Origin of the sequence: Oligoflexus tunisiensis, from assembly GCF_001748245.1 — a bacterium.
Classification (GTDB): domain Bacteria; phylum Bdellovibrionota_B; class Oligoflexia; order Oligoflexales; family Oligoflexaceae; genus Oligoflexus; species Oligoflexus tunisiensis.
The window spans coordinates 5,582,855-5,596,699 of the sequence record NZ_BDFO01000001.1 but is presented as its reverse complement, the minus strand read 5'-3'; the positions used below and the strand labels follow the sequence as shown (position 1 = coordinate 5,596,699).

Sequence of the window (13,845 nt, the reverse complement as noted above, 5' to 3'; positions counted from 1 at the left end):
AAGGATAACAACCCATGAAAACAGCGATCAGCATCTTCACCCTTCTGGCGATCAGTGTTGGCTGCGGTCCGCGCTCCCAGGATTCGACGCTCGACCAGGCTTTTGATGATGAAAACCAGGTCAACAAAAGCGGGTATACCGGGGCCCTGGATTACGAAACGCTCAAGAACAGTTTTGAGGCTTCCACCGAACGGACGCCCTGGACTGATACCTACTGGCCAAGCGTTAACAAAGGTCTTTCCTATCGCTGGGCTCAGCTGACGAGCAGCCCGACGTCTGAAATCGGCCTCGTGGATTTCCTTGATACTCATCTGGAAGAATCAGGCAAGGAAAAGCCCAGCGTTTATCTTTCGCCTGCTGAAAAGTACGACTTAATCTATCGCTGGCGTCACAACAAGGAATTGAAGGCGGAAACCCTCGCGTCCCTGCGGACCGAGCTGGCTGCCAGGGAAACCGAAATCGCGGCGACCGAAGAGCTCGCCCCGAAGCGGACGGCTATTGGCCAGATGAATCAGGCTCTCAGAAAGAACAGCACGGCTCTTCAATCCGTTCTTCCGCTTTCACGCGATGGCTGGACGACCTGGACCAATCGCACAGCGTCGCCATCCTATAAGTATTTGAATCAGGCCGGAACCGGTGATGAATGGGGTTGGGAAGGTCTGTGCCACGGCTGGGCCCCTGCGGCTCTGTTCGCAGAAGCCCCCAAACACGCGGTTAAAATCAAGATGGATGACAAGGAAATCCTGATGACCGAAGGGGATATCCGGGGTCTCTTGACTTACGCCTGGGCCAACTATTCCCCGCGCAAGGATCAGTACTTTATCGGCCGCCGCTGCAACCTCGATGTGGGCGATGAATCGAGTCGTGGTCCCGTGGATGCCTCAGGTCGCAATATCTATGGCAGTTTGAAAAAGACGGCTGACGCCGCAGAAATCAATTTCTCGCTGGTCGAGGAATTGTCGTTGCCCTGGATGAACACCAGCTGGATTTATGGAATCTTTAGCGGCAACGCCTACTTTAGGCTCTATACGATTCGTCTGCATGATAACAGTGCCAAGTCCTCTTATCTTTTCGAACTGAATTACCTGGATAAGGAAACCGGACGTTGGGGACAGATGAACTTCCATGCGGATCGCCTGGCGCAAATCAAGACCTTTGTTGCCGATCAGAATGCCCCACGTCCTGACACACTGGCTTCCGTGGAAATCAATGGCTGCGGTGACGTAAATCCTGCGGCCCTCCATACGACTTTGATCAAAGCCTTGAAGGAAGATCAGGTCGGCTTCGTGATCGACCGGACCCAAAGCGGTCAGGTCTGGAATCAGCCGGTGCATGCGGCCCAGGTGAACGTCAAGCCTGGCAAGAGCGTTGCAGCCCTTATCAAAGAGTATCCCGGCCTCATGAAGCGTTTGGCTCCAGGTGCGGCCACTGTGGTTGAAGTCAAGGTGGATCTCCAGTGGTCTTATGAACCCCGCGGTCCCATGATGGATTACACCCCCGAATATGACCTGCGCTATGCAACCGGTCCGTCGGAGCTTGAGTACTTCCTTGAGTTTGATGCGAGTGGCCGGTTGATCGGTGGGGAGTGGGGAACCTTCAGTAAACCCCAGCCTTCCAGCCAGGTGCCCGACTTCATCTATGGCTTCAAGAAAGGCTCCGAACCGATGGATAACCTTTCCTCCGGTTTCGATTACAACGGCATCATCGGCCAGATCCATGACTGTTCTTTGAAAGCGACCGCCGATGGAACGGAAGTGGTCCGAAACTCACGCCTGAGCTATGTGAACTGCGAAATCACCAAGGCAGCTCCATAAGCACCGGAATGATGAAAGCGCCGGAGCCTTCGGGCTTGCGGCGCTTTCCTGTTTTTCCTGGACGGGGCTTTGAACCAGGGGGCCGCACAGGCCATCGCGCGGACAAAACGAGGCCTGTGCAGCTGGAACCTGGGTTCCGGGGCTGTCGGTATCCATGCATGGCTGTGGAACATGCAAAGACCGAGCAGCAGAAGCAAGGGTGCCATCAACCCAGCAGCTCCGGGAGCGGGCCGCTGTAGAGAGTATTGCCAATGGTCTGGATATCCGTCTGTCCCATCAGGTGAGCGACACTCACCAGGAGACGGTTCCAATGCATGCCGTTATTCAAGTTGGCCCAGTCGCGCGGAATAAACGGATATTCAATCATGCGACCGGTTTTTAATTTCCCACCCAGACGTCCCGCCATGAGTGCGGGAATATTGACCCCGTCATGGCCGTTGGGATTGTCACCGATGTCACTGGCCACCAGAATCAGGGTTTCATCGAAGAGGCTGTGATCCCCAATTTTCGCAGCCTTCAGCTGCGTGATCAAGGTCGCCACTTCCCGCATCATGCCGGCCTGGGTGTTGAAAAATTCCGGGCCTCCGGCATGGGACAGAAGGTGATAACGCTGACCCGGCCTTTGCACACCTTCGGCGATGAGGTCGCTTTCAATATCCGAGTTCCCATACTGCAAAAGTCCAACCCGGGTGATGCCGCACGCAAAGGCCTGCAGCATGATTTCCCGGTTCAGTTTGAAAACCGTAGGCGCGGACTCCGGTGCGTGATACCAGGGCACCGGGGTATTGGTGGCATTGGGAATTTGCGCTTCCAAAGCCTTGGGACTGCAGGTGGCGCTGGCCTGGGGCTTCGCACCGCCGCCGGTCGGCATGGTTCCGGTTTGTATGGCTTGCTCACGGGCTATTTCCTTTTCCAAATCATCCAACGCCAGCACATGCGCTTCAAACATGTTGCCTTCGAGTGGACCGAGGATGCGCTTCATCTTTCGAATGTCACCGCGCAGATAATCGATGATGCGTTTTTTGCCAGTCGCGACATCGGTCTGGGCCAGGCGCAGAGCCCCGCTGCCTCCGGTCGGCAAAGTGAAGTTGCCAAAGATATCGGTAAAGGCCGCCTTGGGATTGTCCTTGGCCGGCTCGGGCTGACCCGTGGAGCGAAAGGAAACGGACTGCCTGGAAGCGGGCAGGGACGTATGAACACCGAGGCTGATGAGGCGCCGCAGCGTATTCTGGCCCAGGCGATCCGCCAGCAGCTGGTCGATGGAATAAGGCTTGGGTGTAAGGCCGGCGATGGGATTGACGCCAGCCGGTTTCAATCCATCATTTCCCCAGCCGGCAAAAACCTGGGCAGGGCCCCCATCGTGGTTGCTGTCACCGCGGGTGCAAAGGCCTTTGAAAAGAATGATATCAGCCTTGTGCGGTTCGAAGGGTGCTGTGACCACCGGCAGGGTTCCGATGGTTCCACCCTGCGACGTGGGCCAGAAGGATTCATTGTAGGCGCCCGAAGGGAAATACACGAAGATGGCCCGGGCCGTGATTCCCCCCTGGCCATAGGCGTCCGTGACGCGCAGGAGCCTTAACAGGGGAAAGAGCAGCATCGCACTGCTGGTGCTTTCCAGAAGCTGGCGGCGGGTCATGCTGGGCTTGATTTTCATGAATATACTCCAGGCCGTTCCATGTTTATTCCAATGCACCGATCAAACGGGTTCTGAACGCGGGACTCGTGACCAGTTCAAGTATCGCTGTTTTCATATCGCCATTGTTTTCCTGCATGCGGTTTGCAATGGCCTCGATTTGACAACGATCCAGTTCGCTCTGCACCGTTTGCTTATCCTGGGGCGCGACCCCAATCATGACTCTGGGCGCGTATTCAAGCCGCCCCAAACCATAACGAAAATTCTGTCGCACAAAGCACTGCAAACCTTGACGGGACTGAGCGATGGTTTCCGACAGGCCTTGCGGGGTTGTGATCATCAGCTCTTTTCCATCGATGGGCAGAAGGCTGTCGACGACGATAGGCTGACCCGCGTCTTCCGTCCGGAATTTGCCAAGGGCATCGAAGTTTTCCAGCGCGAAGCCGATGGCATCGATCGTTGCATGGCAACTGGCACAGCTTCCCTGCGTATGGACGCGAAAACGTTCCTTATTGGTGATCCCGGGTTTGGGTTCGGGAATGGGCACGGGTGGCGCTGGAGCAAAGCCGACGCAAAGAAGGCGTTCGGCAACAAACACACCCCGGGTGATGGGATTGGGTTGATCCGGCAAAGCATGGCTGGCGAGAAAGCCGGCCTGCCCCAGCACCCCGCGGCGCTGCTCCTGCGCAAAAGTCAGCTGGCGTCCGTTCATGGCCGTGGAGTCATAGATCCAGGCTGCTGACGGATCAACGATGGTATAGGAGGAGTTGATCAGCTGCCCATAGGTTTTCACCTCGGCATCGAACATGGTGTTGACAAAGAATTCTTTCACTTCCGCCGCCAGCTTGTTTTTCAGATCGGCGTTGAATTCCGGCTGCGCCTTCGTTACGGTTTGCACGCGATTGGCATCCAGCCACATCGAGGCAAAGTCACCCCAGGCTTCCCGCGCACGGGCGTCGGCCAGAAGACGTTCGGCCTGGCTGCGTATGACCTCGGGCTTTTGCAATTCGCCCTGCTGCGCGAGCTGCCGGAGGGTACTGTCGGGTGGTCGCCTTAAAAGGATGTAGGAGAGCGCGGAGGCAAGTTCCCAGTTATTCAAAAGGTACGAGCCGTCGCCCTGTTTGTCACCGAGTTCCGAGCGGTACAGGAAATGATGGGAAAGAACGAGGGCCTGCAGCAACAGCCTCGTGGAATCTTCCGCCGAAGTGCCATCCGCAACAAAACTATCATAAAGCGCGAGGAGCTCATTGATTTCCTCCGCTTCAAGAGGACGACGCCAGGCGAGTCCGCCCACTTCCGGGAGACGCTTTTCCACGCAGGCACGACCTTCGGCCAGACAGGGAAAGAGTTGAGGCTGAGTGATATTTACGCTGGAGCTGAGGCTGCTCGCCATGCTCATGTAAGCTTTGAAGCGGTCGCCATAAACATAATTCGTTTTGATGGCGATCGTATCAAAGGCTTCTTTTTTGGGAATGTCATTGATCAGGGTGCTGAAATCAACGCCCTCGGTGCTACCGAATATATCCTGAATGGTGTTGATCAGCTCACTGTTGCTGAGGCGCCGCCAGGCCCTTAAACCGCGAAAGGTTTCAGGTTTGTCGCAGACCAGCGCCGCATAGTCGCCGGCCGACAGTCCGCCTTCCAGATCTGCGCCAAGTTCGGCATCAGCATCGGCGATGGAATTGGCTTGGGGTGGTTTGGGAGCCTTCCGCATTTGACAGGCGGTCAGGCACACGAGGGAGAGAACACAAAGCAGGCGGACGTGAGGCATCATCATGCGACTCCGAACATGTCAGCCAAACATGAAGTTTGGATTTTTTCTGTAACATATTCGAGCCTCTCTTTCGAAGGTGTTCCCGGAAGGAATTGTCAGCAAGGAGTGTTCCGCCCGCGCAGCGCGAGCTGAGTTGAAGGATATAGGCAGGTTAGGGAAAGCCTTTCCTGTCGATGGTTTGGGCAGGGACCATGGCTTGGCCACTGGGATTCTGCTGCCGGGTAAGAAAAGCTGCAAAAACAGTGGGTTAATAAGTCATGGGCCGGTTCGATTTCGTGGCTCCAAAGCCGCGGAATGGCATCCTTATTCGGAAACCTTCGAGTCTGAAATTCTCAGCACCGATAAGAAATAAACATCTTGCATTCGTAAGGAGCGAGCGATGCTGCAGCACATGGGAATCTGCGTCGCAATCATTTGCGCCGGAGTATCTTGCAGTAGAGCCAATCTTGATAAATCGCCTCTGCTGTCGAACCAGGTTCTGGATCGGGCAACGGAAACGACTGTGTTGACGCCCGAGCCGCGGCCGGCTCCGACTGCAGAGGAGGCCACCGCGCCCGTCCCCATGTCCAAGGAGGACGATGCCGAGGAGGAAAAAGTCATCCCGCCCGGGAACATTTCCGGCTCCTACTTGATTTGTATGGAGATGAAATCTCCCACGACCGCCGCTCCTGAGTCGACGGTCAACTGTGCGCTTCGCGATCAAAAGACCAACAACAAGATCGCCCTGAAAACGCAATACTCCAGTGTGCAGTGGTCTTATGAGTATTCCGGCAGTGGCAGCCTCAATATTCTGCTCAGCGAATTGCTCACAAGCCCTGAATGGCACGTGACCATCGCATTGAAGGCCGCAAGCCTGGAAGAGGTCCAGGCTCAACGCAACGCTGTGAAATTTTTGCTGACAGTTCAGGATAGCGCGGGCGTCCAGCATCAGGAGGCGTCGCCTGTCAGCATGGGGGCCTTGCGATGGCTGGCTCTGGATGGGGGACGTATCCCGGCCAATGCCGCTGTGGGTGGCACGGAACATGACGGTGCCGACAGTCTTTTCCTTTGCCGCCTTTATAATAACGGCGACATCATTCCCGGCAAAATGATTGTTCATTACAATGATTCAAGCAAGTCCATATGCTATGCCACAACCAATAATGGAGCCCTGACTTCCCATAGTGATGATGCCCGAACCCTCATCTATCGCAGTGATGTACTGGTCATCACGCAGGGAAGCTTTGATGAGTATTTCGAGTGGCTCCCAGCTTCCAATGGTTTGAAGCCGGCTCAGGCCATCATCTCGGGAGTCGACCCGCTGGGCAATCCCCTGTATGCCTGCCGCGGACTCCAGGCCGATGATGCCGTGGACGAGCAGACGCCAGGGGTCCTGCGTCCCGGTGCGGCCGGCTGCTCTCATGAATACTATGGTGTGAATATTACCGCGAACTATCAGGTGCTGGCGTGGAAGGAAGCGGCCACGAAGAAAATCATGGATGGGCGGGTGATTCCCCCGCCTTGAATCGGATAGGATGGGACGATCAAAGCTCCGGAGCTGGTTGCAAAGGAGCGCCGTAGAGACCACGTACTGCGGCAAAGTCCCATTCCGAAATGCTGGAGATTCCCTGGCTATAACCCATAATGCTGGGGTGCAAGGCCTGCTCGTTTTCATCCTTCCGAAACTCATGACCCAACCCCAAATAGTGGCCGATTTCATGAATCAGAGTTTCGCTGTCGCCAGCGATCAATTCGGAACGAACCTCAAAGTGATCCACAAACACAAAGACATCGCTGTCGACAAAGGATTTGCTGGCAGCATTCACGGACGGGACCGCCAGGCCGGCGATATAAAAATCGTCCGAGCTTTCCGCTTTGAAGTTGCGGACCAGATGAATGCACTGCTGATTCAGGTCAGAGAAGGGTGCATAGGTTTCTGTGAAGCTGAACGCCAGGGGTTGGCTTGATGTGAAGTTGGCCACTTCCTTGTCTTGAAACCAGGCCTTTATGCTGGCTTCGATGGACGCCTGTTCGAAAGGAGAAAACTTGCCGCAGGCCTGCAGTTTCATGGGCTGTTTCCAGGAAACCTTGGCGCTGCCGAACAAATAGGAATAGTTCTCAGGTGCAAAGACCAGAGGCTGAACATCGGCGTTGGAGGCAAAGCTCAGACTGACCAACGCCAGACCTTCACTTTGAGTGGGTATGGTGAAGAGAACACTGAAAGCCGTCCCGTCATCTTTCAAACTATAGTGCTGAATTTGGACCGGAAAGTTTTTGAACGTTGCCAGGTTAAGCACGCCATCCTTTTCCACGAAACCCAATTCCACGGAGTCGGCCTGGCCATCCTGATAGGACCATTTGCCTGCCTGAGTTTCGACAAATTGAAAGTCATTCAGTTCAAACGCTTTGCGAATCGCATCCTCTTCCGATTCGGTGCTGTTTTCGTCTTCCACATCATCCCAATTCTTGGGGGTATCCTTCGGAGACCGTTCGACGAAAGCCGTGAAGCCGGATAGCGTAAAGTTCTTGTAGCGGTCAAGCTCCTCGACTTTCAGGAAACTGGTTTTATTCTGTGTGCTGCCCTGGATAAGGATGGTCGGATTGCCGTGGACGAAGTATTCAACCTTGGCTGTCGGGCCGGCAACATCGCGCTTTTTGCTTTTTTTGGATCCGCAGGCTGGCAAAATGAATAGGGACAGAAGAGTTGGTATCAGAGCGATTTTATTAAGATGCATGCTGGAGTTCCTTTGGAAAAGTCAGTGAACTGCAGGGTAGGACGTGGATTCGAGCCGAATATTGCAGAGAAAAAGCGACATTTTTGTTGGCTGAATCGACGTTGCTTCTCCGCATATCGCATCATAGGATTCCAGACCGTCCAAGTGGAACTCCCGCTGCGGCGCGTCTAGTTTGGGTCCTGACAGGATGTGTTGACTCTCTCGTGAAAAGGACCTTATATGAAATTTCGTCTCGTGATGATCGTTTCCGGCCTCTCTTTTGTTTTGTCTGGACCAGCCGCGATGGGTTTGTCCCGGGCCCCTGTCCTGCTGGATGCTCAAGGGCATGATGCCAAGACGATGATCGCTGTTTTGGAGCGCTCAGGTATCCAGGAACAATCCTCGATTGAGTCCACTTTTTACCAGACGGACGAGGCTTTCTGCGTGTCCGGCACCAACGTTAAGATCTGCCAATTTTCGGTGGGTGGTGGGCTGTTTGTTCGCGCCAATGCCAAGGATTCCGACAGCTTCATCAAAGTGATTCGGAAAAATGGGGCTGAATCATTCGCCGTCACGAATGGCAGACGCTGGGATCTCAGAAACGTGGAGTGCTCCACTCACTTTGATCTTCAAACGCGACAGCTGGTCAGCCAGTGTACGTTTGAACAGTAATCCCCCATGATCGGTGGGAGCCTCGCCCGGGCTCTCCCGCCCCTGATTCTCTTTCACAAGAGTATGATTTTCCTTTTGCCATTCTTACCGATAATCCACTTGAATGTTGAGCCTTTCAATGAAGTGTCCTGGGCTGGCTCATGGATCGTATCCAAACTCTCATCCTTGCCTTATTCCTCGCCCTGGCCTGGACCGCCCCGGTGCGTGCGGAATCCTCATCACAGTGGATGGAGCAAGCCACTTTCGTCGAACGTCAACTCCTCGATGATCCGCAGGCTGCCTATGACCAGGCTGTGACATTACGGGCCTCCGTGAGCAGGAAAGAGCAGGCGGCCCTATGGATTCGGGCCTCAACCGCCATGATCATCGGCCTGTCCTACCTGGGGCGTTATGAGGAAATCGAAGCCATTCTGGATGAAGCCATGGAGGCCGCAAAAACGCACCAAGTGAAGGACCTGGAGGCGATGCTCCTGATTCAAAAGTCGCGGACTTTGGAATATCGCGGTCAAAGCCAGGACGCTTTGAATCTGCTGCAGAGCCTCGAACCCAAAGTGGAAACCCTCGCGTTACCGCGCTTCACGGCCAGCCTCTATAACAACCTGGCCAATTTCAGCCTGAAGTATGGCAACGAAAGCCAGGCGGCTCTTTATGTTCAGAAGGCCTTTGATGCTCTGAAGAATCACCCGCATGATCACACCTACTATGCGATCCTGAATAATATCGGCAGCGCTTACATGAAGCTGTCGGTGGAGGACCAGGGGCGGGCCATCTCCATTTTTGAGGAGGTGAAACGTTACGCCCTTGATGCGAAGCTTCGCTTTCTGGGCAACCTCGCAGCCTACAATCTGGGCCTTTGTTTTGCCGATGCGCGCCGTTGGTCGGAAGCCCTGGCGGCTTACCAGGACTCCCTGCGTTTTGCCGTCGACATGAACGATACCCAGAGCATCGCCTACGGGCACTTCGGGATCGGGCTCAGCTTGAATGGTTTGGAGCGATATCGCGAAGCCCTGACGGAACTTTTGAAGTCCTTGGACATTTTTGAAGCCCAAACGAATAACTTTGCCGCCTTTGAAGCGCGTCTGGAACTTCTGAAAGCTCATGTGCAGTTGAATCAATTCCGGGAGGCCGAGCAGATCCTCGAACTCCTCAGGAAGGATCCCTTGCTTGAGGACGCCCTGGTCCCTCTCCAAGCCATCACAGAATATGAGGCCCTGCTCCGGATGCGCATGGGTCGCTTTGAAGAGGCGGCCAAAACCTATCAGCGTCTCATGGGAGTCATGAGTCAGCTTGAAAAAACCCGCAATGTCGAGCTGGCAAAGAAGTACAATGCGCAGTTCGAGCTCGAACGTCGGACCCAGGCCAACGAAAGACTGCAGCAGGAGAACAGAATTCAGGCCATGGAACTGGAAGGGAATCGCAAGTACAACGCCATCCTCTTCGTCTGTATCGGCCTTATCGGTTTCATCAGCCTGATCATCGCCATGCATTCAATCCGTATGGGACGCAAGAACAGAAGGATCGAAGAGCTGCAATCCTATATCGAAAACAACATCCTGCAGCGCTTTTTGCCGCCGGTCATGGTTCAGGAAGTGCTCGAGGGACGGTCGCGCCTCGAGGAATCCGCGAAAATGGAAACGGTCACAGTCCTCTTCGCGGATCTCTGTGATTTCACGCTGGCCACCGATCAGCTGGGTGCGCAGGCGGTCTCGCATATTCTGAATGACTTCTTCCTTCATATGACGGATATCGTCATGGAGGAAGGCGGTACCGTGGATAAATTTATAGGTGACGCTGTCATGGTCATCTTCGGAGTCCCCGATCCCATGACCGCCGAGGATCAGGCCCGCAAGGCCGCGCGTTGCGCTCAGGCGATGCAGGCCTGTCTGCAGACGTTGAACAAGCGCTGGCAAACAAACCATGAGGGGCATAACTTTGCCATGCGCATCGGCATTCACCAGGGGCCGGCCGTGATAGGAAGTTTTGGAGGCCGACGCCGCTCTGATTATACGGTGGTGGGAAATTCCGTTAATATCGCCTCCCGGATTGAAGCCATGGCGGAGGCCAATGAAATTATCCTCTCGCGAGTGATCGCCGAACAACTGCCCGAGGGCCGCTGCCGTTACCTCGGCGAATTTCAGATTCGCGGCATACGTGATCTCATGACACTTTATGCCCTGGACCCTTCACCGGTTGAATCGGAAACCTTGCCTTTAGGCGCGTGAAGGCGGTATCCCGGCACGCGGCGCCAGCTGGCCCGTTCCGTCCCGTGAAAAGGCCCGGCGCGGGAACCTCCCTCATATGTCAAATAGTAAGACCATTCCCTGCCGACCTCTGCCGTACGAAAGGCCCGCCTGATCTGAATGTGAAGCTTATGACGCTTCATTTTCACGCAAGTTACTGGAGTTTATCATGTGGTTGGCGTATTGATAAATCCATGTAGCACCCATCATCCTAATGATCTCAACTGATGCATCGTATCGGCATAGGGTCTGAAAGGAGCTCTCAACCATGGTCATGGAAACACAGTTCAGTCCCCTCCTGGTCACCATATCCATAATCGTTGCGATTTTCGCTTCCTATGTTGCTCTGAATCTTGCGCATAGCGTGGTTCAGGCCCAAGGTCGTGCTCGCGCCATCTGGTTGAGCTGCGGAGCGTTGGCGATGGGCGTTGGCATCTGGAGCATGCACTTTGTTGGTATGCTCGCCTTTGAAATGCCCGGCATGACCATGGCCTATGATCTTCCCCTCATGATTCTGTCGGTGGCTGTCGCCATCGGAGCTTCCGGACTGGCCTTTCACATGCTGAGCCAGCCTCTTGTCCCAATGGGTTCCATACTGTCCGGCGGCATTACCATGGCCGCTGCCATCGCCGGCATGCATTACATCGGCATGTATTCGATGCGCATGGCGGCCACGATCCAGTGGAATATTTACCTCGTCGTGCTCTCGGTCGTCATAGCCCTGCTGGCCTCGTACGGGGCTCTTTTTATCCTGATCCGGCTGCGGGATAAGGAGGAAAAGTTTTGGAAAATTCTGAGCGCCAGTGTTGTGATGGGGCTGGCGATCTCCGGCATGCACTATACAGGCATGTATGCGGCCACGTTCGTGCACAAGGAAACCTCAACCATTGGCAGTGAGCATCTCATTGTCACGTCGTGGCTGGCCGTGGTCGTTATCGTGGCTTCCCTTGTCATTCTGGGCCTGGCTCTTGCGGGATCGTTCGCTCATAGGCTGGTGACCAGGCGCAGCAGGAAAGCGGATGAGATCCTGGGAAAAAGCGAAGAAAAATTCCGCCGTCTGGTGGAAGCCGTCAAGGATTATGCCATCTTCATGCTGGATCCAGCAGGCCGGATCACGACCTGGAATTCAGGTGCTCAGCGTATCACCGGCTATCCTGAAGAGGAGGTCATCGGCAAGCATGTGTCGATCTTCTATCGGCCGGAGGATGTCGCCAATCGCACAGCTCATCATGAACTGGAAGCGGCCCGGCAATCGCAGCACTTTGAAGGCGAGGGCCGGCGGGTGCGGAAGGATGGTTCCATTTTCTGGGCGAGTGTGGTCATCGTCCCTCTGAGCAACCCGGATGGGACCCTGTCCGGTTTTTCCTCGGTGACGCGCGACATCACACAGGTCAAGGAGTCCGAACAAAACCTGAGGCAGCTGAATGAGGAATTGGAACAACGGGTTCGCATGCGGACGCAGTCCCTTCAGGAACGTGAAAATCAGCTGCGCACAATCACGAATGCCTTGCCTGTGCTCGTCGCCCAGCTGGATAGGGATGAACGCTTCCTCTTCGCCAACGAGGCGTTTTGCAAGTGGTTTAATCATAAGGGTCATGAGCCTGTGAATGGAAAAACCCTGCATGATATCTTCGACGACGCCCGGTACAAAAGGAATGAACCCTTTATAAGAAATGTTCTGTCGGGCGCGGTCACGACCTATGAAAAGGAATCGACGAGCGGCACCACCACGGCGACTCTCGCCATAACGCTTGTGCCGGAGTTTGACAGCGAACATAAGGTATCAGGTTTTATCGTCGTGGCCAGCGACATCACGCGGCACAAGGAAATTCAGGCGGAACTTGAAAAGGCCAAGGAAGCGGCTGAAGTCGCCAACGCCACGAAGAGCTCGTTCCTGGCGAACATGAGCCATGAAATCAGAACGCCGCTCGGAGCCGTCCTGGGCTTTTCCGAGCTGTTGATCACCGAGGAACTGACCAGTCCGGAGCGCTCCAACTATATGGAGATCATCAGGCGCAATGGCCAGCTCCTGTCGAACATCATCAATGACATCCTGGATCTTTCGAAGGTCGAGGCCGGCAAGCTCGAGGTCGAACGGTCGGATGTTCCTCTCAGTGACATTCTGAAGGAACTGGCCTCGATCCTCAGTCTGGAAGCGGCGGCCAAGGGCATCGAATTGAAGGTGACATCAGAAGGCGTCATGCCGCAACAAATTAGAACCGATGCGCTTCGTCTGCGGCAGATCCTTTTGAATATCGTCGGCAATGCCATCAAGTTCACGCAGCGGGGTTCCGTGACCGTTCGTGTCAAACTTCAGCCCTATGCCGATGATACGATGAAACTCGTGTTCGTCGTGACCGATACGGGTGAAGGGATTTCCCCGGAAAAAATGGAGCGGATTTTTGCTCCCTTTTCCCAGGCGGATGTGTCCACCACCCGGAAATTCGGAGGGACAGGTCTGGGCCTGGCTCTTTCGAAAAAGCTTGCCAATATCCTCGGCGGTGATGTGATCCTCAGCCGATCCGCACCGGGGCAGGGAAGCACCTTCGTGGTGACGATCGATCCGGGCATCAGTGAAACGGTGCTTTTCCAAAGCTCCGATCAGATGGTGAACAACGTCATCCCGCTGGCCAAACCCGCAGAAGAAGTCAATCTCAGCCGTCTCAAGATTCTGGTCGTCGATGACAGCACGGATAATCAGGCTCTGATTAAACGTATTTTGAAGGTTCTCGGGGCCTCTGTCACGACAGCCAACAACGGACGCGAGGGTGTGGAGCGCGCTCTCAGTGACAATTTCAACCTGGTGCTAATGGACATTCAAATGCCAGAGATGGATGGCTACGAAGCCGTTCGAACGCTGCGGGATCACGGCTATAAGAAGCCGATCATTGCGCTGACCGCCCACGCGATGAAGGAGGAACATAATCGGTCCCTCCAAAGCGGCTTCGATGACCACATCACCAAGCCCATTGATCGCAAGCTCCTGGTCCGAACCTTGTCCAAGTATCCTCACTAATCC

Annotated in this window: 8 protein-coding genes; 5 read left to right on the top strand and 3 right to left on the bottom strand. The window is 54.9% G+C overall.

Annotated elements, in window-relative coordinates; all coding sequences use genetic code 11:
* The first annotated feature begins 14 nt into the window (after window positions 1-14).
* Window positions 15-1,814, top strand: coding sequence for a hypothetical protein (locus OLTU_RS23120; protein ID WP_141735116.1), 1,800 nt, complete (start codon window positions 15-17; stop codon window positions 1,812-1,814).
* Window positions 1,815-2,019: 205 nt separating this feature from the next.
* Here the strand turns inward: OLTU_RS23120 and OLTU_RS23115 are convergent, their stop codons facing one another.
* Both OLTU_RS23115 and OLTU_RS23110 read right to left on the bottom strand, forming a co-directional pair.
* The gene (locus tag OLTU_RS23115) at window positions 2,020-3,468 is read right to left on the bottom strand and encodes a DUF1552 domain-containing protein (RefSeq protein WP_141735115.1); all 1,449 of its coding nucleotides are present in this window, start codon (window positions 3,466-3,468) and stop codon (window positions 2,020-2,022) included.
* A 25-nt stretch (window positions 3,469-3,493) separates the two neighbouring features.
* On the bottom strand, window positions 3,494-5,224 hold the full coding sequence (locus tag OLTU_RS23110) for a DUF1592 domain-containing protein (RefSeq protein ID WP_141735114.1): 1,731 nt from the start codon (window positions 5,222-5,224) through the stop codon (window positions 3,494-3,496).
* A 376-nt stretch (window positions 5,225-5,600) separates the two neighbouring features.
* Between OLTU_RS23110 and OLTU_RS23105 the strand changes: the two genes are divergently transcribed.
* Window positions 5,601-6,725: a DM9 repeat-containing protein gene (locus OLTU_RS23105; RefSeq protein WP_141735113.1), complete on the top strand. Its 1,125-nt coding sequence runs from the start codon at window positions 5,601-5,603 to the stop codon at window positions 6,723-6,725.
* Between the two features lie 19 nt (window positions 6,726-6,744).
* Here the strand turns inward: OLTU_RS23105 and OLTU_RS23100 are convergent, their stop codons facing one another.
* Complete coding sequence (locus tag OLTU_RS23100; protein ID WP_141735112.1) at window positions 6,745-7,935, bottom strand: zinc metalloprotease; 1,191 nt, start codon at window positions 7,933-7,935, stop codon at window positions 6,745-6,747.
* A gap of 219 nt (window positions 7,936-8,154) precedes the next feature.
* Between OLTU_RS23100 and OLTU_RS23095 the strand changes: the two genes are divergently transcribed.
* The 3 genes from OLTU_RS23095 to OLTU_RS23085 all read left to right on the top strand — a co-directional run bounded on the left by OLTU_RS23095 (window position 8,155) and on the right by OLTU_RS23085 (window position 13,842).
* Window positions 8,155-8,586: a hypothetical protein gene (locus OLTU_RS23095; protein WP_141735111.1), complete on the top strand. Its 432-nt coding sequence runs from the start codon at window positions 8,155-8,157 to the stop codon at window positions 8,584-8,586.
* A 140-nt stretch (window positions 8,587-8,726) separates the two neighbouring features.
* A complete protein-coding gene (locus tag OLTU_RS23090) occupies window positions 8,727-10,808 on the top strand; it encodes an adenylate/guanylate cyclase domain-containing protein (protein ID WP_141735110.1) in 2,082 nt (693 codons plus the stop codon).
* Window positions 10,809-11,094: 286 nt separating this feature from the next.
* Complete coding sequence (locus tag OLTU_RS23085; protein WP_141735109.1) at window positions 11,095-13,842, top strand: MHYT domain-containing protein; 2,748 nt, start codon at window positions 11,095-11,097, stop codon at window positions 13,840-13,842.
* Window positions 13,843-13,845: the final 3 nt, after the last annotated feature.

What these genes read in the sequence shown, in the direction of transcription:
- OLTU_RS23120 (WP_141735116.1), top strand. Translation starts at nt 15, where the DNA reads ATGAAAACAGCGATCAGCATCTTCACCCTTCTGGCGATCAGTGTTGGC.
- OLTU_RS23095 (WP_141735111.1), top strand. Translation starts at nt 8,155, where the DNA reads ATGAAATTTCGTCTCGTGATGATCGTTTCCGGCCTCTCTTTTGTTTTG.
- OLTU_RS23100 (WP_141735112.1), bottom strand. Translation starts at nt 7,935, where the DNA reads ATGCATCTTAATAAAATCGCTCTGATACCAACTCTTCTGTCCCTATTC.
- OLTU_RS23105 (WP_141735113.1), top strand. Translation starts at nt 5,601, where the DNA reads ATGCTGCAGCACATGGGAATCTGCGTCGCAATCATTTGCGCCGGAGTA.
- OLTU_RS23115 (WP_141735115.1), bottom strand. Translation starts at nt 3,468, where the DNA reads ATGAAAATCAAGCCCAGCATGACCCGCCGCCAGCTTCTGGAAAGCACC.
- OLTU_RS23090 (WP_141735110.1), top strand. Translation starts at nt 8,727, where the DNA reads ATGGATCGTATCCAAACTCTCATCCTTGCCTTATTCCTCGCCCTGGCC.
- OLTU_RS23085 (WP_141735109.1), top strand. Translation starts at nt 11,095, where the DNA reads ATGGTCATGGAAACACAGTTCAGTCCCCTCCTGGTCACCATATCCATA.
- OLTU_RS23110 (WP_141735114.1), bottom strand. Translation starts at nt 5,224, where the DNA reads ATGATGATGCCTCACGTCCGCCTGCTTTGTGTTCTCTCCCTCGTGTGC.